This is a genomic window from Stutzerimonas stutzeri (assembly GCF_024448715.1).
Lineage (GTDB): Bacteria > Pseudomonadota > Gammaproteobacteria > Pseudomonadales > Pseudomonadaceae > Stutzerimonas > Stutzerimonas stutzeri_AR.
The window spans coordinates 679,293-697,889 of the sequence record NZ_JAMOHZ010000001.1; the positions used below are offsets into that span (position 1 = coordinate 679,293).

Consider the following 18,597-nt stretch of genomic DNA (forward strand, 5'->3'; position numbering starts at 1 on the left):
TGGGGTAGCTCAGGGCTGTTCGGGGTCGTCCTGCCCGCCTTCCCCGGCGCGGCCGAGCGACTTGATATAGGCCGTCAGGCGCAGCACTGCTTCTTCATCCAATACGTTGTCGAAGCTGGGCATGATGGGCTCGAAGCCGGCCACCAACTGTTTGTTTGGCAGCAGAATGCTGTCGCGGATGTAGCCGTCATCTGCCACCACCGATTGGCCGTTCTGCAGCGCCACGCGGCGGCCATAGAGGCCCTCCAGGCTTGGTGCGTGGGCGACGTTCGCCTCGCCGTGGCAGCCGCTGCAACCGAACTGGCGAAACAGTGCCTCGCCCTGCTCGGCCAGGCTTTCCGAGCTGCCGGCCTGCTCCAGCCAGGCCTCGTACTCCTGCGCCGGCTGGATGATCAGGCTGGCGAGCATATGAGAATGGTCGGTGCCGCAATATTCGGCGCAATAGGCATCGAATCGACCGGTCTTGTTGGCCTCGAACCAGAGCTGGGTATAGCGTCCCGGCAGCAGGTCCTGCTTCACCCGCAGCGCCGGAAAGTAGAGGCTGTGAATCACGTCCTGGGAAATCATGTTGAGCTTCACCGGGCGCCCCACGGGCACGTGCAGGGTATTGATCTCGCGCTGGCCGCCGGGGTGCTGGAATTTCCACATCCATTGCTTGCCCACCACCTGAATTTCCATCGCATCGGGTGGCGGCGTGCGTACTTCGTAATAGAGCCTGGCAGAGACCAGGTAGATGACCATCGCACCGACGAAGGGAATCGCGATCCAGGTCAATTCGACCTTCATGCTGCCCCGCGGGCGATGGTCGCGCGGCACCTTGGTGCCCTTGCGGTAGCGGAAGGCGAACAGTGTCAGCAGCACGAATACCGGCACGACGAAGAACATCATCATTCCGGTGAAGGCAATGACCAGCCAGTCGACATTTCCGGCATAGCTGGAGGCGACTTGCGGCCAGAAGCGGACGAACTCTTCATTCATCCGCAGCACCCCGCTTGCGCCGTTCACGCCAGAGCGTCAGGCCAATGAAGCCACCCAGCGCAAGCGTGGTGCCGATGCCACCAACCTGCAGGGCGGCGATGACGATGTTGTCGTAGCCGCCAGTGCGCGGATTGTAGTGATAGCAGAGCAGCAACAATTGATCGCCGAGCGAGCCAACGCGCCCTTCGCCGGCGTCGGTCAATGCCAGGCGCATGTCGTCCGGCTGGTAGCCGAGGCCGTACAGCCAGCGCACCAATTTCCCGGCCGGGCTCAGGGTCGCGATGGCCGAGGCGTGGGCGTACTCCTGGATTTCCGGGTCCCAGCGGTAGCGAAAGCCGATAGCCTCGGCCAGCGCGGCGCCGGAGGATTGTTGCGGGATGGGTGTTGCCGCGGGGCCAGGGTTTGATAGGTTGTTGCTGGCCTGCTCCATGGGCGCGCTGTCCGTCAGGAAGTGCACGTGCGGCGAGTCCGCCAATTGCGGCCAACGCTCGCGCAGCTTGGCACGCTCGGCCTGGGCATCAGCGGGGGTCTCGCGCGGGTCGAAGCTGAAGGCGATCACCTCGTAATCCTTTCCGACTTCGAACGACAATGCCGTGAGCAGATTGAACAGGCTCGCCAACTGCGCACCGCAGACATTCGGGCAACGGTAATAGACCGGCGCGAGGATTACCGGGCGTTCGGCAATCAGTTCGCCAAGCTCAACCAACTTGCCTTCGTTATCCCGGAAGCGCAGGTCGAGCGGCGCCTGAGCGCCGGGCTTTTGCTCGATCCCAGCGGCAGCGAACGGATCGAACGGCGCCTCGGCTGCGGCCGGGACACCGTGCAGCAGGACGAGCAATGCCAGAAGCAAGGTGACGAAGTAGCGTTCAAAGCGGGACGTGGCCAGGGGTTGATGCCTCACGGCTGCGCCCTCCCCTTGGCCTGCTGCACGCGCGGCGGCGTCGTTTCGCCTGGCTCCACGCGCGAGGGCCAGCCGCGTTCAGCCAACAAGGCCATGCCACGCTGCACCGGAATACGCGCCAGACCTGCCTCGCGGTCGATCCAGCCATAACCTGAGATCAGCGTGCGTGCCTGGCTTAGCACTCGGTTGCCGCCGGCGCGCGGATCGTTCTCCAGACGCGGCTCCGGCGGTGTTTGCAGCTGCCGTTCGAGCGCCGTGGTTGGCGGCTCGGGCTGTTTGTCGTACCACCACAACAGGCCCGCGACGCCCGCTCCGGACAGCAGCAACACGACGAAAATACTGAAGCCGACCATCATCAGCACCTTGACGTTGGCGTCCTGGTGCTCGAAGCCGTCTTCCTTGGAAACCGGGTCGACCGGCACGCTCATGTCGTCCTCCTCGGCAGCAACGCCAGCGCCAGCAGCCCGCCGCCAGCGAGCCAGGCGCAAATCAGGGAAACACCCAACAACGACGGTTGAACATGAGCGAGACCCGGCAAACTCAGCCACGCGCCCTCGGCCAGACCCAACAGCAGCGTCGCCGTCGCCAGACCGGCAAGCAGCCTGGGGCGCTGTGAAATCGGCCAGAGCAGTGCGAGGAACACCAGCGTCTGCCCCGCGCCGAGCAGCCAGGTCAGCCACAGCCAGCCGCCTTCGCCGCGATGCTGATACCAGCGAATCTCCTCCGGCAAATTGCCGTACCAGATCACCAGATATTGCATGAAATGCAGGTACAGCCAGACCAGCACCGCAGCAGCCAGCATGCCGCGCAGCACGCCAGGGCGTTCGGCGTTCGCCGACGGTGCCAGCAGGCAGTTGAAGGCGACACCGCCGAGCAACAGCCGTGCGAACCAGATAAGTCCATAAAGACTCGATTTGAAATGCGGCTCCAGCGACATGGACCAGTCGACCGCCGCCAGAGATGTGCTCAGCACCAGCGCAATCAGGCCGATCCCGGACGCGGCAGGACGCACGATCGCGGTCGGCAATATCCAGCGCGCCAGCGCAATCCACAGTGCCAGGTAGAGCACGCCGCGTATGGCGAAACTCGGCCAGGCAAGCCACAGACCGCGAAATCCGCCCGCCTCGGCCCCGACCCACTCGTACAGCACGCCCGCACCGGCCAATACCGGCAGGGCCATCAGCGCCAGCACCGGCATGGATCGCCCGCTGACCACGGCCCAAGGCCAGAGCTGATCGCGTGCGCTGCCGCTGACCAGCGCCAGGCTGAGCCCCAGGCACACGCCACCCAGCGGCACAGCGGCAAACCCAAGCAGGCTGGCGAGGCTGGCCGCGACCGCTTCCCGGCTGGCGAAAACCAGGCACAGCAACCATCCGAGCAGGCCCAGCACGCCAGCCGCCGTCGCCGCTTTGCGTGCGCTCATGGCAAGGTCTCCAGCGTCGCTCGGTCGGATTGCGGCAACGCGTTCAGCTCCGCGCGGCGGCTGAGTTGCAGCGCGCGAATGTAGCCGACGATGGCCCAGCGATCCGCAGGCGCCACACGCGCTGCGTAGCTGTACATCTGTCCGTAGCCGTGGGCGATCACATCCATAAAATGCCGGTCAGGGGCGTCGATCAGCCTGGATTCGGTGAAATCCGGCGGGCGTGGGAAACCACGGTTGACCACGGTGCCGTTGCCATCACCGGCGAGCCCGTGGCACGGCGAACAGAAGATTCGGTAGCGCTCTTCGCCACGCTGCAACAGCGCCATCGTCATGTCCGGTCGCTGTGCCAGTTCGGCATCGCGGGCCAGATCGCCACGTGCGACGGTCCCGCCTGGAGGCGTCTGATTGACCTTACCGTCGGCAAAGAAAACGCTGGACTCCTGTGCCCTGTCCCGCGGCTGGCGCGACATGTCATCGCAACCGGCAAGCAGCGCTGGCAGCAGCACAGCGGTTATCCAGCGCCTCATGCCGGCACCTCGCTGACCGACACCGCTCGCTCCGCCAGCCACAACGCCGTCCCGGTGCGTTGGTACAACGGATCGTCGGCACGGATACACAGCAGGAAGCGGTCATCGCTGGCACGGCCGAAGGCCTCGACCCCATGCAGCGGATGCCAAAGCAGCGGCAGCCGGCACCGCCAGAGCAGACCGAACACGGCGAACAGCGTGGCGCTGCTGACCATGATCAAAAAGGTGACGATGCTGAACGATTGCAGTGCGATCAGTGGACGGCCGCCAATTTCCAGCGGATAGCTGAGGTTGGCGTAAATCTGCATGCCGAGGCCGAGCGCAACACCGAAGAGCGCGCCGACCACGCCGAACCAATAGACGCTGTTGCTGCGGTGTTCGAGTATCTCTTCCAGCCCCTCCAGCGGAAACGGGCTGTAGGCTTCCAGCCGCTTGTAACCCGCCTCACGCGCTGCGCGGGCCGCGTCGAGCAGCGCCTCGGGCTGAGCGAAATCGGCGAGCAGGCCGTAGTGATGCTCAATCATCGGCGCCTCCGCGATAGCGGTGCAGCACTTTCTTGACCTCGAACGTCGAGACCATCGGCAAGAAGCGCATGAAAAGCGAAAACGGCACGAGGAACAGGCCGAAGGTGCCGACGAACAGCGCCCAATCCCAAAACGATGGGCTGTATGGCTGCCAGCTCGACACCAAATAGTCCCGCGTCGGCGGCTGGACGATGAGCATATAGCGCTCGCACCACATCCCTACCAGCACGCCGATGGCGATCGCCAGCATCGCCCGGCCGTTGCGCCGCACCGCAGGCCACCACAGTGCCTGCACCACCACCAGATTGAAGAAGATCGCCAGCCAGAAACTCCAGGCGGTCGGTCCTGCCATTCGGTTGAGGGTGACCAGAATTTCATGTTCCTTGCCCGAGTAGAACGCGATGAACGGCTCGAGAATGTAGCCGTAGCCGGTCATCCAGGCACTGGCGAGCAACAGCAACCCGAGCTTGTTCAGGTGGGCGTCGGTGATCAGATCCTGCCAACCAAAGAAACGCCGCAGGCCGAGCGCGATGACGATGACCATGGCGAAGCCGGAAAACACCGCGCCGGCGACGAAATACGGCGGGAACACGGTGGAATGCCAGCCGGTTTCGGGAGCGAGATCGAGCAGGAACGAATAGCCGCTGGATACCGAGAACACCAGCGGCACCGCTAGCAGCGCGATGAAGCGGTAGGTCCGGCGCCAATGGCTCCAATGCGAGGCTGCGCCACGCCAGCCGAGGGCAAGCAACCCGTAGAAAACCTGATAATGCCGCTTCGTTGCCCGGTCGCGCGCCGATGCGAAATCCGGGATCGAGCCCACGTAGAGAAACAGCAGCGACACGCCGAGATAGCCGAGCACGGCGAAAAAATCCCAGGCGGTCGGGCTCTTGAACTGTGGCCACAGTTCCATGGTGTTCGGGTAAGGCGCCGTCCAGAAGAACAGCCAGGGACGCCCCAGATGCAGGATCGGGTAGATGCCGGCGCAAACCACGGCCATCAGCGTCATCAGTTCGGCCAAGCGGTTCAGTGAATTGCGCCAGGGCCGGTTGAGCAGCAACAGCAGCGCGGAAATAAAGGTGCCGGCATGCCCTATCCCAAGCCACCACATGTAATTGATGATGGCAAAACCCCAGTTGACCGGAATGTTGTTGCCCCAGACGCCAACGCCGTTCCATAGCACCACGGTCGCAGCGGCGAGAAATACTCCGAGCAGCAGGCAGCCACAGAGAAACAGCACCCACCAGGCGCGGCGGTAGCGATTGAAGTGCACCGGGACGTCGAGCACTCGTGCAGACACTTCACCCAGCGGCAAGTCGCGGCGCAGGAAATGCGGTGTGTCAGCCATCGCGCTCCCCTTTCGCCGATTCCAGATCCAGCGGCGCCGCCTCGCCCGGCAATACGGGTGCGTCTTCGACCAGGCCGAGGTAGGTGGTCTTGGGTCTGGTGTTGAGTTCTTCGAGCAACGCGTAGTGGCGCCGGGTGCGGCGCTCGCGGTTGACCTCGGCTGCCGGATCGAGCAGGTTGCCGAAGACGATCGCCTGGGTCGGACAGGTCTGCTGGCATGCAGTTTTCACCTCGCCATCGGCGATTTCCCTGTCTTCGATTCGAGCGGCGATGCGCGCCTCGCTGATGCGCTGGACGCAGTACGTGCATTTCTCCATCACGCCGCGGCCACGCACGGTGACATTGGGATTGCGCTGCGCCTGCAATGCTGGCGGGTCGTCTGCCGTGAGGTTGTACCAGTTGAATCGACGGACCTTGTACGGGCAGTACGACGAACAGGTGCGGGTGCCGATGCAGCGGTTGTAGATCTGCTCGTTCAGCCCATCGGGGCCGTGCACCGTGGCGTTCACCGGACAGCCGACCTCGCACGGTGCCTGATCGCAATGCATGCAGGGCACGGGCTGAAATGCCGACTTCGGCTCGCGCGGATCGCCGCCGTAATAATGATCGACCCGCAGCCAGTGCATCTCGCGGCCCATCCGGACCTGTTCCTTGCCGACCACAGGAACGTTGTTCTCCGCCTGGCATGCGACCACGCAGGCATTGCAACCGATGCATTGGTCCAGGTCGATCACCATGCCCCAGGCGGTATCGCTTTTTGCCTGCGGCGGGTACAAGGTCGGTTGCGCGGGTTTCGGCGGCTCGTACCGGTATGCCTCTTCGCGCGGCAGGCTGCGGATCAGTTCCTTGCCTGCCAGCACGTGGTGCGGCTGGGTTGAAGCCAGCTCGATTCGGCCCTCCAGACGCGTCAATGCGGCGCCGGGGCGCATCCAAGGCTCATTTGCCGTGCGCAGTGGCGCAACGTTGTAGCCAAGGCCATCGCCCACCCGGCCGGCACGGCTGCGCCCGTAACCGCCGAACAGGCTGAGCGTGGCGTCAGCCTGGCCGGGCATCACCCAGGCCGGACCTTCGATGTACGCGCCATCAATGGTGACCTGCAGCCGGTCGCCACTGCTAATGCCACGCCGCTCGCTCAGGCTTGGGGAAATGCCGATGACGTTGTCCCAAGTCAACTTGCTGATCGGCTTGGGCAGTTCCTGCAGCCAGCCGAGATTGGCGAAACGGCCGTCCCAGACGCTGGGATCGGGTCGGAACAGCACAGTCAGTCCCTCTTGCGGCTCCACCGAATCCCAGCGTGGCGGCTTTACGGTCACTTCAACCGGGTCGTATGCCGAGGCGCAGATAAAGCCTCGCTCCAACGCTTCACGCCAGGCGTGGTCGTCCAGGCTCTGCCAAGTCTGACGCACCATCGCGCGGGCGTCCGGCGTCAGTTGACCCTGAAGCAACGCGAGGATCTCGTCCGGCGAACGGCTGCTGTAGAACGGGCGCACCAACGGTTGTGCCAGACAAACGCTGCCGTCCGCGGCGCGCATATCGCACCAGCCATCGAGCGCATGGCTCAACGGCAAGTGCCAGTGGCTATGAGCGGCGGTCTCGTCGTAGTAGAGGCCGGCATGGATACGCAGCGGGACCTGCTGCAGTAAGCGCTCGAACTCAAGGTTGCCCGGCGCAGTGTGTACCGGATTGCAGTCGAGCATCAGCAGGGCCTCGACCTCGCCGTGTTCCATCGCGGTCGTCAACGCTGGGAGATCATCCAGACGTCTGCCGCCGGCTTCGATCCAAGTTATCGGCTGGGTGTATTCGAGGGTGTGGCCGATATTGCCGAGGCGCTGATTTAGCCAGTGCACCGCTGCCTGCACGTCGAGCGGTGCGAATTCGCCAGCGGTAATCAAACAACGCCCCCGACGCGCCTGCAGCCCTTCCGCCAAGGTCTCGATCCAGCGTTGCGCATCGCCTGGAAGCGGCGGTGCAGAGCTCTCGCCGAGCGCTGCGGCCAATGCCTGAACATAGCCGTGCAATTCGGCCGGCTCGACACGCCGTCGCTCCGAGGCCTTGGCGCCGGTCACGGTCGATAACGCTTCGATGACAAACAGGCGGGCCTCGCCCTCACCTCGCGCTGCCCGCCGCTTGCGCTCGCTCCAGCCCAGCGCGTGGGGCAGTTCGTGCGGGCCTGCGCCAAGCCAGTCATGTTCGAAGCTCAACACCCACTCGGCATTTTCGAAACGGTAATGGGTTTCCAATGGCTGGCCGGTCGCCTGTTCGGTAGCCGCGTAAGCGTCGCCATGCCAGGGCTCGAAGCGATACAGGCGCGCTTCGGGCCAACGCTTCAGCAATTCGGCGAACTGCCGCTGCAGCGTTGGCGAACTGCTCGCCCCGGCCAGCAGATGCAGGCCGCGCCCGCCGCTGGCGTCCCACTTGGCCGCACGTTCGAAAGCCACCGTCTGGAAGGCATTCCAGGTGGTGCCGCGCCCCTGATAACGCGGCGCTTGCGATCGATCCGGGTCGTACAGTTGAAGGATAGCGGCCTGGGTGAACGCGGTGGCTGCGCCGAGGCTGGAGGGGTGATTGGGATTGCCTTCCAGCTTGGTCGGGCGGCCAACATGGGTGCGACCCAGCACAGGCTGGGCGTAGCCGGCGAATGGAACTGCGGTGGCGTACCAACGCGCCTCACCGGGAATCACTTTTTCGGGCTGCACGACGTAGGGCACACCATGTTCGGGTTCCTGGCCGCACCCGGCGAGACCGGCCATAGCCATCGAGGCGCCCATCAGTTGCAGGAAACGCCGTCGATCCATCGCAGGCGCAATGCCCGGAAACTCCGCATCGACGAACTCGACGAACGCCGGCTCATCGGCCAGCTGCTCCAGGCTGCGCCAATAGCGCGGCCCATGCTGGCCTTCGAGGCGCTGGCGAATAACCGAATAGTCGAGTGGCGTGCGTTCCATTGAGTTACCTGTGGCAGATGTAGCAGTCGGTCAGGTTTTGCGTCTCGATGTGGTTCTCCCGAATCAATCGCTCTCCCAACTGTTGACGGTCATGCGAGGTACTCCAGCCCATCTCTGTGACCGCATCGCGGGGACGCAACCGTGGCGCCGGGTTCTGGTGGCAATCCAGGCACCAGCTCATGGTGAAGGTCTCGGCCCGGTACATCAGCGGCATGGTGTCCACCTGACCGTGGCAGGTTTCGCAACCGACCCCAGCGTTCACGTGGACGCCATGATGGAAATAGACATAGTCGGGAAGCTCACTGACCCGGTTCCAGCGCAGCGGCTCTTGCCGTGCGAGGCTCTGGCGCACCGGCGCGAGCATCTGCGCACCGGTCCATATCTGCGAATGGCAGCTCATACAGGTATAGGTTGGCGGCAACCCAGCGACTGGGCTGACTTCGACGCTGTCATGGCAGTAGCGGCAGTCAATTTTTAGCGCCCCAGCATGATGTTCATGACTGAACGGCACCGGTTGCTGCACTACCCACCCTTTATCAGTGATGTAGTCGGAGCGATCCAGCACCACCAGCGCAGCGAACAGCGCAAAAAGTCCACCTATCAAGATGAACAAGGCCAGACGCAGCCACATATCAGCCGAACGCGGGAAAACCTGAGCCATGGCCCCTTCGGAGTCGTTTGTATCAATCTGTTTCGGCCGCGAAGCGCGCCGGGAGTTCACTAACGAACTGCCACTGACCAGAAGCCAGGAGCCAGGAGCCAGGAGCCAGGAGCCAGGAGCCAGGATTGGTCGGCAGTATGTTTGAGCGAAGCGGCAGCAAAAAAATAATCGAGCGATGTTGAACTGCTACTTCTATCGTTTCAGCAAAAATAATGATTAAAGAAATAAATATTTTTATATGCAGCTACTAAGTGTCGGACAATGAGTAGCTATATATGCACTAATATGGCTATCAGCCAGTTACTCATAAAAAAGCGGGGCCCGCGATGCGAGCCCCGCTTTTCTAACTAGCAATAGGCTACTTCATCAGGAGCTACGCCCACCGCCATGGCTGTTCTCGCCACCCTTCTTGCCAGCTTCGGAGGCCTTTTCGCGGTCATTGGCAAAGTTGCCGCCGCTATTCTGGCCGCCTTTCTTGCCTGCTTCGGAGGCTTTTTCACGATCATTGGCGAAGTTGCCGCCACTGTTCTGACCACCTTTTTGGCCAGCCTCAGATGCGCGCTGCGGATCGTTGGCAAAGTTGCCGCCGCTGTTGTGGCCGCCTTTCTGCCCAGCTTCTGAGGCCTTTTCGCGATCGTTGGCAAAGTTACCCGGATTTCCGCTCTTATCATTCGACATGAGATCACTCCAGTTACTTGGTAAAAAATGGCGACTGCACTACAACCGCCTCACTATCTCGGAGGGCAACAAGCGCGCAGGAGTTCACTAAAAGTTATAACTGACGATGAACGGTTAATTGGCACAGCAACAAGCTAAACGGCTGTATTAATAAAAAATCCATCACACACGTAGTTGCGTTTCGATAGCAACGAAACGGCAAAATCCAATGGTTTCAGGCTTACGCCATAGTTTGAAATCTAATGGCGAAACAAACGAACGCACCGCTGAATCTCGGCTGAACCGTTCATCCGGCTTGAAAATCATGCCGCCATTGTCAACAAGCTGTAACTCGCCCCAGGCAATCTCAGCTCCATGGAAAGCCGCGACGGCTGGCGCAAGGACGCGACTATCTCAAGACCACCAACCACTCGATCGAGCTATTGGAGGCCGTATGAACAGCAAAACCTTGGAAAACCTGGTCAAGCATTCCGATCTCAGCGTCACGCAGCCGCTGGAACTCTGGAAGCAACTGCACCGAGACAAGCGCGACTACCGACCAAGCGCCGCCGCCTTGGCGCGGCGCGCATCGTTCGATATCGGGTTTTGCACCAGCCGGTAGCGTTCAGGCCGGTCGGCGCCTGAAGGACGTCAGCAGACGTCCTGGCTGGACGCTCTCCTGGCCGCCATCGACTATGAAACACCGGCGCTAAACAGCCTCCGCTTTGCGCTCCTGCTTGAGCAGCAGCCACACAATCGCCAAGCTGGCAACGGCCATGGCCGCTGCGCCGAGAAAGATGCTCTGCATACCAATGTAGACGGCCAACACTCCCATGATTGCCCCGGACAGCCCCAGCGCCAGATCGAAGAACATAGCGAAGACGCTGAGCCCCGAGCTGCGGTTGGCGACTCCGACCCGGGAAACCACGCCGACGCCCAATGCCGGATAGAGCAAGGATAGTCCGCACCCGGTCAGGGCTGATCCGGCCAGCGCAACACCCGGAGCCTCGGCGAGCCAGAGCATGACCAGGCCGAGAATTTCCACCACCAGACAGATCACCGCGACCGAGTAGCCGCCTACCCTATTGATCAAGTTGGGGAACAGAAGGCGTGTTCCGATGAAGGCAAAGGCGAAGGCGGTCAGGCACCAGGCGGCCCCCTCCCAGCCACGCGCGTCGTAATACAACGCGATAAAAGCGGTCAGCGTCCCGTAACCGATGGTCGCTAATGCCAAGCTGATACCGGGCGGAGCGACTTTCCAGAGCACCTTGCCAAACGGCAGCCGTTCGCCAGGATTGAGCGGCGCGTCGCCCCGTCGCCAAGCCAGCGCCAATCCGATCGTCGCCAGCAGCATAGTCACCGCGCCAAGGCTCCACAATCCCAGCGATTGCGTTAGAAGCACGCCCAGCGGTGCGCCGATACCGACCCCACCGTAAGCAGCGACGCCGTTCCAAGAAATCATCCGCGCCGTGCTTTCCGGTCCCAGACGACTAATGCCCCAAGTGATTGCGGAAATACCGATCAGGCTCTGCGTGAAGCCAAGGATCAGCCGGCTCACCAGCATCACGCCGATGCTCGCCATCGGCCAGGATTCGAGCAATGCAGAGATCAGCAACAGCAATCCACTGACCAGGCTGGACGCCATGCCGATCAGCACGGTTTTTTTTGCGCCACGCTCATCCGCCAGCCGCCCGGCGAGGGGGCGGCAGAGCAAGGTGGTCAGGTATTGCGCACCGATAACGATGCCCGCTATGGCGGTGCTGAAACCGAGGCTTTCATGGATATAACCCGGCAGAGACGCCAGCGGAATACCAATGGAAATGAAGGAAATGAAGTTGAAGACCACCAGCGACAAAATGAAAAAGGTGTCGTTGGTAGCAGGTGTTTTCGCAGCGGGCATCGGTACACCTGTCGATGTGATGAAATGCAAATTGACTGCGCCGGAGCAGCGGCACCCCGGCGCGAGCAGGAACAACCCGCCATGTACCTTTCATGGATTATGACCACAGCCGAACGGTTTCGCTCTTGGTAAAGCGAGCACTCATCATACAACCGCGATGCGACCGCAGCATTAGCGATTCAGACAGGCTTCGCTGCGACAGCCGCTTTCGGTCTGCGCCACTGTGGCAACCCGATCAACACCACGGCACTGACGATCACCGTCATCGCCAGCCATTCCACCGCACCAATCCGCTCACCGGCGAAGCTGATACCCAGCAGCACCGCGACTACCGGATTAACGTAGGCGTAGCTGGTGGCCGCAGCGGGCCGCACATGCTTGAGCAGATAAAGATAGGCACTGAAGGCAACGATGGAGCCGAGCAGCGTTAGATAAGCAAGGGCAAGCCAGCCGGCAAGATCGGGCATCTGCTGCATGCGCTCACCACTTGCGGCGCTGCCAAACAACAACACCACTCCACCAACCAGCATCTGCGCTGAGCTGGCCATGGCGCCACTTGGCAGGCTGAGATGTCGGCTCCACATCGAACCGAGCGCCCAGCTCGCCGCCGCGAGCAATACCAGTACCGCACCCAGCGGACTCGCCTGCAGGTTATGACCGAGGTTAAGCAGGCCGATCCCGATCAGCCCGAGCAAGATGCCGCCCCACTCCAGCCCGGTGGTGCGCTGACCCCAGATCAGTCCGAACAACAGCGCAAACAGCGGAACCGTGGCAATGGCTAGCGCCGCCACTGCCGATGCCACGCCAAGATGCTCGGCAAGGGTCACGCCGCCATTACCGCAGCTGAGCAACAGAAACCCGACGATGGCACACGACCGCCACTCCTTCGCTGTCGGTACAGGTACATCGCGCCAGCGCAGCCAGGCAAACATCAGGCTGCCGGCAATGACGAACCGCAATCCGGCAAGCAGCATCGGCGGCCAGGATTGCACACCAACCTTGATGACGAAGTAAGTGGAGCCCCAGATCAGATAGAGCGCGAGGAAAGCGCCCACGAGCAGCAACGGAAAGCGGCGCGAAGACATGGGACAGACCCGAGTGGGAAATGGGACCGATCATTCTAGGCAGGTCGCCAGTAGGGCAATAAGCACAGTCAGGTTTTTGTTTGCCGGTGCAGTTTGTCGCACCACCTGGTTTGCTGCAGCTGTCCAAGCCAAGGGACTGTTGAGCATGGACATTTCACAGTTGCCGTCGGACCTTGCCGCACACCTCTGTTTACGTTTGCCACTATTGGGCCTTTATCGAGCTTGAAGCTGTCGAGAAACGGTTTGGACAGAACTGCCTGCCGCCCCGATTCAATGGCTCAGCGATAACGGCTCGGCGTACACCGCTGAACAAACGCGGCTGTCGCTCAGACGACGCGGAATTTTCCGGTGCGTTCGCTGAGTGCTTCGACCTGCGACTGAAGCCCCTGAGTATGTGTATCCAACGTCTGGCGCAAGGTACGGGTTTCGCCGGTGTGGGTATTGATGTCCTCCATTTTCATAGCGATGTCGTCGGTGGTTGCGGAAATCTCTTCCACTGCCACCACAACCTGACTCATCTCTGCGGTCAGGGTTTCTACCGATTGGGTGATGTCGCCAATAGCGCCGGCCACCTCACCAGCATCGGTTTCGCTCTGCTGAGCGAGTGATAAACCGCTGCCGATCAGTTCGTCCATCTTGCGCGTCTGGCGGTCCAGCTCGCTGACGATCGCGGCGATGTCGGTCGTGGCGGCTACCGTCTTCTGTGCAAGTGAGCGTACTTCGTCGGCAACCACCGAGAAGCCGCGACCAGCCTCGCCGGCACGGGCAGCCTCGATGGCAGCGTTGAGGGCAAGCAGGTTGGTCTGTTCCGCCAGGCCATTGATTACGCCGATGATGCTATTGACCTGCTTGCCGCTCTGGGTCAGCGATACGACCTGTTCGTGCGTGGTCCGAATCAGACCGGACAGACGGCGAATATTGTCGACGCTGGAGCCGATGATCTGGCTGCCGACCTGCGCAGAGTTGCAGGCGGACTGGGACGCGGTGCCGACCTCATTGGTCCGCCGCGCTATCTCGCTAACCGTGGCGGAGATCTGGTGCGAGGCCGACGCTGCCTGCTCGGTCTGCTGCTCGACCTGCTCGCTGTTGACCTCAAGGCGGTTCATGGCTTCCTTGAGGTGAGCATACAGGCGCTCCATATCTCGGTTGCCATCGGCCACCTGACGAATCAGGCCGCCGACACGCTGAATCATGTCGTTGGTGGCGATACCCAGCTGGTTGAATTCGTCCTTGCGGTTGTTGCCGATGGCCAGTTGCCCAGTCAGGTCTCCAGCCGCCACACGGGCGAGCAGGTCGGTAACGCGCTTCAATTGGCCGAACAGTGCGCCAGATGCGCGCCCCAGAGTGATCATCAGGAATATCGAGCCACCAAGGAAGGTCAGCCCCAAAATGATCAACGTCGACTGCCGAGCCTGTTCCACTTCCCGGCCGGTGCTGGCGACGATGCCGTTGGCGAGCGCGGTGTCTAGCTCGTCAACCGTCGTTTCGATCGTTGCCGCCTGGGTCTTCATCTGCTCCTGCACATCGCGGATCTGACCGATCAGTGCATCGGCCAGGCCGAATGTTTGCTCATACTCACGCACGCTCTCGCCGACTTTGCTGTCTTGCCAGTCGAGCTCGATGATCTGCTTTTGCATGGCGGCGATCGCCTCCCGCGCGTTCGCGGCGAAGGAGGGATCGAACGTTGACAGGTAGTCGCGCTGCTTGGTGAGCGCGGTCGCGACGAACGGCTGTATCAAACCGATATTGATCTTTTCCAGCTCCGCAGCGGCGAGAACAAGAGACTGACGCAGCTTGTCCGTCGCGCGCAGGCCGAGGCTCTGATTGAGCTCGAGCCACTGCCGCTGCAAAGTCAGGTCACTGTCGAGCAAGGCAGCGATCTTTTCAGCGCGCTTGATGGTGGGTTCGTCATTCAATTGGCGAGACGCTTCGGCGAAGGCCTTGGCGCTGACCTCTAGGGAGCTCAGTTGCTCGCCGAAGCGTTCGACTGTCTCCGGGGTGAGCTGGGCACGTAGATTGCGCAGGCGCAGCCAGTCATTGAGCAACTCGGTCGACTGCGCCTGGAAATCGGTCGCAACCTGCTGTGCATGAAACGCGCTCGCGAGCCGCTCGTTGACCCAAAGAGCGGAGCCCGCCATTACGGCCAAGCCGAGCAGGCAAATCGCGATCAACCAGCGGAATTTTTGTTTCCAGGAAAGCTGAAGGGGCATAACAGGCTCCATTGTTGTTTTTATATACGACGTGTCAATGCATCGGCCGGGCTGCTTATTTCTTGAACGCGTCGGATCGCCGTAAATGGATCGCCCCGGGTTTCGTGGAGGTTTCAACTCTAGATGAGGCCATGACAGGTCTATGGCCCGGCCAGCTGTAGAAAAGGCCGGTCAAGACTGACCGGCCGCTCGTTCACGGCATACAGAGGCCCACCGCTACACCCTTGGTCGGTCCATCGGGCGAAGGTCGAACACCAATACCTCAGCATTTTCACCATGGGAGAACTCAAGCGTGTCGGCGTCACGGATCTTCAACCCATCTCCTTCGTTCAAGCGTTGTCCGTTCACGCTCAACGATCCTGCGACCACATGGACATAGGCATTCCGCAACGCAGGCAGCGCCAGCGAAGCGCGTTCGTCACCATCGAACAGTCCCGCATAGACGCGGGCGTCCTGATTGATGGTCAACGACCCATCATCCCCATTTGGCGAGAGCACTAGGCGCAGTTGCCCACGCTTATCCGCTGCCGAAAAGTTTTGCTGCTGGTAGCGCGGAGCGATGCCTTTTGCAGCCGGCACTATCCAGATCTGCAGAAAATGGACGGGCCGGGTCGAGCTGGCGTTGTATTCGCTGTGGGCCACGCCGGTACCGGCACTCATCAACTGTACGTCGCCTGGGCGAATTACCGACCCAGTGCCCAGGGTGTCCTTGTGCTCCAGCTCTCCATCGAGCACATAGGAAAAGATCTCCATGTCGCGGTGCGGGTGTTTGCCGAAGCCACCGCCAGCGGCTACCCGGTCATCGTTGATCACAAGCAGGTCGGAAAACCCCACATGCTCCGGATCGTAATAGGAAGCGAAGGAAAAGCTGTGGCGCGACTTCAGCCAGCCATGATCGGCCAGACCACGCTCAGATGCCTTACGGATTTCAGTCATGCTGGTCATGCGTTTCTCCTTGAATCAGAAAGGTGGCCGCCTAGGCTGTTTTGGTCAGACGATCGCGTGAGTTGGCTTTGCTTTGCGCAAATGATCGAGGCTGAAAGCGCCAGCGCCAAAGGCCGCCACCTGCACTAAACCACCTACGATCGACAGGTTTTTCAGGAAGTGAATCAGCTGGCCCTGGTCACCGAGCTGGTTGTGGAACACCACGGCCGTGATCAATGTGAACAGCGCCATTACGGAGGCGACGAGCTTGGTGCGGTAGCCCACCAACAGCGCCGCGGCGAAGCCCAGTTCGATGACCAATGCGCCAGCCAGCGCCACTTCGGGCAACGGCAGGCCAGTGCTGGTGATATAACCGATGGTTGCGCTCGGTGCGGCCAGTTTGCCGAAGCCGCTTACCAGAAACAGCGAAGCCAGAAGTGCACGGCCGGCAAGGGTTGCGCTCGCATGTGAAATGGTAGTCATCGAAATCTCCTTGAGGTTTGAAGGGCTGTGTTCAGCACCGTGGAAACAGATTACTGTCCGCTCCTGTATCGATAAATCACTTGAAAAGCGTTTGATCGTCCACCAGGAGGAGACAATGAGCCAATTCGAGGACATGCGCCTGTTTGTCAGCGTGCTGGACTGCAAGAGCTTCACGGCAGCGGCGGAAACGCTGGGCCTGTCCAAGCAGTTCGTGAGCCGCCGGATGACGGCGCTGGAAGCGCGGCTAGGGGTGCGTCTGATCAACCGCTCTACACGGAAGCTGAACGCGACTCCGGTCGGCCTGGCCTATTACGAACGAGCACGGCGGATACTTGATGACGTTGATGAGGCCGAGCATCTGGTTACCCTGCAAAGCAACTCCCCGCGCGGTTTGCTGCGGCTGTCTGCACCCATGTCGTTCGGGACCCTGCACCTGAGCCCCTTGCTGCCCGGTTTCCTGCAGCGATACCCCGACGTAAGCATCGAGCTGGACCTCAGCGATCGGGTGATCGACCTGCTCGAAGAAGGCTATGACATGACCGTGCGAATCGGCGTACTGGAGGACTCAACGCTGGTCGCGCGGCAAATCGCGCCGCTGGAAACCGTCACCTGCTGCAGCCCTGATTATTTGCGCCTACGGGGCGCGCCACAGCTCCCCTCGGACGTCCGCGCCCATGATTGCCTGTTGTATGGGCACGGCAAAGCTGTTGACTGGAGCTATTGGATCGATGGGCGAGTCGAGCGAATCGGGGTTCGGGGTCGGCTGCGGGTGAATAACGGCGAGCTGGTCCGTGATGCGGCCGTTGCAGGGCTTGGACTCGCCATGCTGCCAACCTTTATAGTCGGTACGGCGCTTGAGGCAGGAACCCTGGTTCGCGTGTTGCGCGAATACGAGTTGCCGTCGGCGAAGGTATACGCCGTCTACCCGCAGCATCGACAAGCAAACGTGCTGGTCCGCTTACTGATTGACTATCTTGTGAGGAGGTTTTATGTTTGGCACAGGGGGGAGAGTCGGTGGGATGAGCCGGGACAAAGCGGGAGGACCTGGGCAGGCCAGGCGCGGCGCGGGCTCGTTGGGTGAGCCGACGGGCGGGCCAGTGCCAAAGCAGCGCTAAGCAATATCCGGCCGATCTCAAGCAAGAGCCCGCAATTTAGCGGGCTCTTTGGCATCCGGTCACTCACCGTTTAGTGAGTCAGATCAGCCAGCCGCCGGCCCATACCGCTCGACCAAGAATTTGCAACTCATTCACCCTGGCTTTCGGCACCACCATATCGCGGTAGTCCTTGTTGTCACTGATGATGTGGATCGCCCCGTCGAACTGACGCTGCAGGCGTTTGGCGTATAGGTGCTCATCCAGCAGAACGACATAAACGCCCTCACCCTCCAGGCTGTTCCTGCTCTCATCGATCATGACCGTGTCACCGTCCTCGATCGTGCCCGACATTGAGTCGCCATCGTTGCGCAGCGCCGACAGGTTGCCCGGATTCAGGCCTTTCTTACGCAACGAGTATCGAGTGAAGGCCAACCTGGCTAATACCTTACAGCGCTCGTTCCAAGAGCCGTGGCCAGCGCTGCAACGGGCGTCGTAAAGCGGGATATATGCGTACGGATCATCCGCATCGTCCGAAACGCCCCCCGGCGCGTTCCGGTACATGCTGCCGGAACCGGTGGCAACCCAGTCCAGCGATACGCCTTTGTCGTAAGCGAGACGCGCAACCGAATCGATCGCAGGCGTTCCCTCTTCAGCGATCCACCGCTGCAGCGAAGACAACGCAACCCCAGCAGCCTGAGCAGCCCGTTTTCGGGACGGGTATAGGTCAGCCAGCAACGATATTCGGGTTCCCATTCCCTCTATAGCAAACGGAACTGCCTGTTCCGATGGCGAATCTTGTTCCGATTCTTCGTATGCCATTGATTTTCCTAGTAAATCTCAAAAACGAGAGGCGAGCACGCAAAAAAAGGAATCGGAACGCCCGAATTCGGCTTGCTTGTTCCTATTTACGGGACGATACTATTCCCAAGAACAGGTTA

18 protein-coding genes are annotated in these 18,597 nt (G+C 61.3%); 2 read left to right on the top strand and 16 right to left on the bottom strand.

All coding sequences use genetic code 11. The features are described from left to right. Positions 1-9: 9 nt before the first annotated feature. The 10 genes from coxB to NAV33_RS03010 all read right to left on the bottom strand — a co-directional run bounded on the left by coxB (position 10) and on the right by NAV33_RS03010 (position 9,984). Positions 10-978: a cytochrome c oxidase subunit II gene (gene coxB, locus NAV33_RS02965; protein ID WP_255976755.1), complete on the bottom strand. Its 969-nt coding sequence runs from the start codon at positions 976-978 to the stop codon at positions 10-12. Next, complete coding sequence (locus NAV33_RS02970; protein ID WP_255976757.1) at positions 971-1,879, bottom strand: SCO family protein; 909 nt, start codon at positions 1,877-1,879, stop codon at positions 971-973. Before NAV33_RS02970 ends, coxB begins: the two co-directional genes overlap by 8 nt. Continuing rightward, positions 1,876-2,307, bottom strand: a complete 432-nt coding sequence (locus NAV33_RS02975) for a hypothetical protein (RefSeq protein ID WP_255976759.1) — start codon at positions 2,305-2,307, stop codon at positions 1,876-1,878. Before NAV33_RS02975 ends, NAV33_RS02970 begins: the two co-directional genes overlap by 4 nt. Further along, positions 2,304-3,302 (bottom strand): hypothetical protein, encoded by a 999-nt coding sequence (locus tag NAV33_RS02980; protein ID WP_255976761.1) that lies wholly within the window; start codon positions 3,300-3,302, stop codon positions 2,304-2,306. The genes NAV33_RS02975 and NAV33_RS02980 overlap by 4 nt, the downstream gene beginning before the upstream one ends. Beyond that, positions 3,299-3,829: a c-type cytochrome gene (locus NAV33_RS02985; RefSeq protein ID WP_255976763.1), complete on the bottom strand. Its 531-nt coding sequence runs from the start codon at positions 3,827-3,829 to the stop codon at positions 3,299-3,301. Before NAV33_RS02985 ends, NAV33_RS02980 begins: the two co-directional genes overlap by 4 nt. Further along, positions 3,826-4,353 (bottom strand): DUF3341 domain-containing protein, encoded by a 528-nt coding sequence (locus NAV33_RS02990; protein WP_255976765.1) that lies wholly within the window; start codon positions 4,351-4,353, stop codon positions 3,826-3,828. Before NAV33_RS02990 ends, NAV33_RS02985 begins: the two co-directional genes overlap by 4 nt. Beyond that, positions 4,346-5,701, bottom strand: coding sequence for an NrfD/PsrC family molybdoenzyme membrane anchor subunit (nrfD, locus tag NAV33_RS02995; protein WP_255976767.1), 1,356 nt, complete (start codon positions 5,699-5,701; stop codon positions 4,346-4,348). Before nrfD ends, NAV33_RS02990 begins: the two co-directional genes overlap by 8 nt. After that, complete coding sequence (locus NAV33_RS03000; protein ID WP_255976769.1) at positions 5,694-8,645, bottom strand: TAT-variant-translocated molybdopterin oxidoreductase; 2,952 nt, start codon at positions 8,643-8,645, stop codon at positions 5,694-5,696. Before NAV33_RS03000 ends, nrfD begins: the two co-directional genes overlap by 8 nt. 4 nt (positions 8,646-8,649) lie before the next feature. Continuing rightward, positions 8,650-9,306: a cytochrome c3 family protein gene (locus tag NAV33_RS03005; RefSeq protein WP_255976772.1), complete on the bottom strand. Its 657-nt coding sequence runs from the start codon at positions 9,304-9,306 to the stop codon at positions 8,650-8,652. 366 nt (positions 9,307-9,672) lie between these two features. Continuing rightward, on the bottom strand, positions 9,673-9,984 hold the full coding sequence (locus NAV33_RS03010) for a general stress protein (protein WP_255976774.1): 312 nt from the start codon (positions 9,982-9,984) through the stop codon (positions 9,673-9,675). A 433-nt stretch (positions 9,985-10,417) separates the two neighbouring features. Between NAV33_RS03010 and NAV33_RS03015 the strand changes: the two genes are divergently transcribed. Next, positions 10,418-10,585: a hypothetical protein gene (locus NAV33_RS03015; RefSeq protein WP_255976776.1), complete on the top strand. Its 168-nt coding sequence runs from the start codon at positions 10,418-10,420 to the stop codon at positions 10,583-10,585. An 87-nt stretch (positions 10,586-10,672) separates the two neighbouring features. Here NAV33_RS03015 and NAV33_RS03020 read toward each other — a convergent pair whose 3' ends face one another. The 5 genes from NAV33_RS03020 to NAV33_RS03040 form a co-directional block, all read right to left on the bottom strand. Then, on the bottom strand, positions 10,673-11,863 hold the full coding sequence (locus NAV33_RS03020; protein ID WP_255976778.1) for an MFS transporter: 1,191 nt from the start codon (positions 11,861-11,863) through the stop codon (positions 10,673-10,675). A gap of 179 nt (positions 11,864-12,042) precedes the next feature. Next, positions 12,043-12,948: a drug/metabolite exporter YedA gene (gene yedA, locus NAV33_RS03025; RefSeq protein ID WP_255976780.1), complete on the bottom strand. Its 906-nt coding sequence runs from the start codon at positions 12,946-12,948 to the stop codon at positions 12,043-12,045. 326 nt (positions 12,949-13,274) lie between these two features. Next, positions 13,275-15,158, bottom strand: a complete 1,884-nt coding sequence (locus tag NAV33_RS03030) for a methyl-accepting chemotaxis protein (RefSeq protein WP_255976782.1) — start codon at positions 15,156-15,158, stop codon at positions 13,275-13,277. A 216-nt stretch (positions 15,159-15,374) separates the two neighbouring features. Continuing rightward, the gene (locus NAV33_RS03035; RefSeq protein WP_255977007.1) at positions 15,375-16,094 is read right to left on the bottom strand and encodes a pirin family protein; all 720 of its coding nucleotides are present in this window, start codon (positions 16,092-16,094) and stop codon (positions 15,375-15,377) included. A gap of 54 nt (positions 16,095-16,148) precedes the next feature. Beyond that, positions 16,149-16,565 (bottom strand): DoxX family protein, encoded by a 417-nt coding sequence (locus NAV33_RS03040; protein WP_255976785.1) that lies wholly within the window; start codon positions 16,563-16,565, stop codon positions 16,149-16,151. Between the two features lie 115 nt (positions 16,566-16,680). Between NAV33_RS03040 and NAV33_RS03045 the strand changes: the two genes are divergently transcribed. After that, complete coding sequence (locus NAV33_RS03045) at positions 16,681-17,646, top strand: LysR family transcriptional regulator (protein ID WP_255976787.1); 966 nt, start codon at positions 16,681-16,683, stop codon at positions 17,644-17,646. Between the two features lie 112 nt (positions 17,647-17,758). On the opposite strand, the gene NAV33_RS03050 is transcribed toward NAV33_RS03045, so the two are convergent. Beyond that, a complete protein-coding gene (locus NAV33_RS03050) occupies positions 17,759-18,412 on the bottom strand; it encodes a LexA family transcriptional regulator (protein WP_423836624.1) in 654 nt (217 codons plus the stop codon). Positions 18,413-18,597 lie beyond the last annotated feature (185 nt).

What these genes read in the sequence shown, in the direction of transcription:
- coxB (WP_255976755.1), bottom strand. Translation starts at nt 978, where the DNA reads ATGAATGAAGAGTTCGTCCGCTTCTGGCCGCAAGTCGCCTCCAGCTAT.
- NAV33_RS02975 (WP_255976759.1), bottom strand. Translation starts at nt 2,307, where the DNA reads ATGAGCGTGCCGGTCGACCCGGTTTCCAAGGAAGACGGCTTCGAGCAC.
- NAV33_RS02980 (WP_255976761.1), bottom strand. Translation starts at nt 3,302, where the DNA reads ATGAGCGCACGCAAAGCGGCGACGGCGGCTGGCGTGCTGGGCCTGCTC.
- NAV33_RS02985 (WP_255976763.1), bottom strand. Translation starts at nt 3,829, where the DNA reads ATGAGGCGCTGGATAACCGCTGTGCTGCTGCCAGCGCTGCTTGCCGGT.
- NAV33_RS02990 (WP_255976765.1), bottom strand. Translation starts at nt 4,353, where the DNA reads ATGATTGAGCATCACTACGGCCTGCTCGCCGATTTCGCTCAGCCCGAG.
- nrfD (WP_255976767.1), bottom strand. Translation starts at nt 5,701, where the DNA reads ATGGCTGACACACCGCATTTCCTGCGCCGCGACTTGCCGCTGGGTGAA.
- NAV33_RS03000 (WP_255976769.1), bottom strand. Translation starts at nt 8,645, where the DNA reads ATGGAACGCACGCCACTCGACTATTCGGTTATTCGCCAGCGCCTCGAA.
- NAV33_RS03005 (WP_255976772.1), bottom strand. Translation starts at nt 9,306, where the DNA reads ATGGCTCAGGTTTTCCCGCGTTCGGCTGATATGTGGCTGCGTCTGGCC.
- NAV33_RS03010 (WP_255976774.1), bottom strand. Translation starts at nt 9,984, where the DNA reads ATGTCGAATGATAAGAGCGGAAATCCGGGTAACTTTGCCAACGATCGC.
- NAV33_RS03015 (WP_255976776.1), top strand. Translation starts at nt 10,418, where the DNA reads ATGAACAGCAAAACCTTGGAAAACCTGGTCAAGCATTCCGATCTCAGC.
- NAV33_RS03020 (WP_255976778.1), bottom strand. Translation starts at nt 11,863, where the DNA reads ATGCCCGCTGCGAAAACACCTGCTACCAACGACACCTTTTTCATTTTG.
- yedA (WP_255976780.1), bottom strand. Translation starts at nt 12,948, where the DNA reads ATGTCTTCGCGCCGCTTTCCGTTGCTGCTCGTGGGCGCTTTCCTCGCG.
- NAV33_RS03030 (WP_255976782.1), bottom strand. Translation starts at nt 15,158, where the DNA reads ATGCCCCTTCAGCTTTCCTGGAAACAAAAATTCCGCTGGTTGATCGCG.
- NAV33_RS03035 (WP_255977007.1), bottom strand. Translation starts at nt 16,094, where the DNA reads ATGACTGAAATCCGTAAGGCATCTGAGCGTGGTCTGGCCGATCATGGC.
- NAV33_RS03040 (WP_255976785.1), bottom strand. Translation starts at nt 16,565, where the DNA reads ATGACTACCATTTCACATGCGAGCGCAACCCTTGCCGGCCGTGCACTT.
- NAV33_RS03045 (WP_255976787.1), top strand. Translation starts at nt 16,681, where the DNA reads ATGAGCCAATTCGAGGACATGCGCCTGTTTGTCAGCGTGCTGGACTGC.
- NAV33_RS03050 (WP_423836624.1), bottom strand. Translation starts at nt 18,412, where the DNA reads ATGGGAACCCGAATATCGTTGCTGGCTGACCTATACCCGTCCCGAAAA.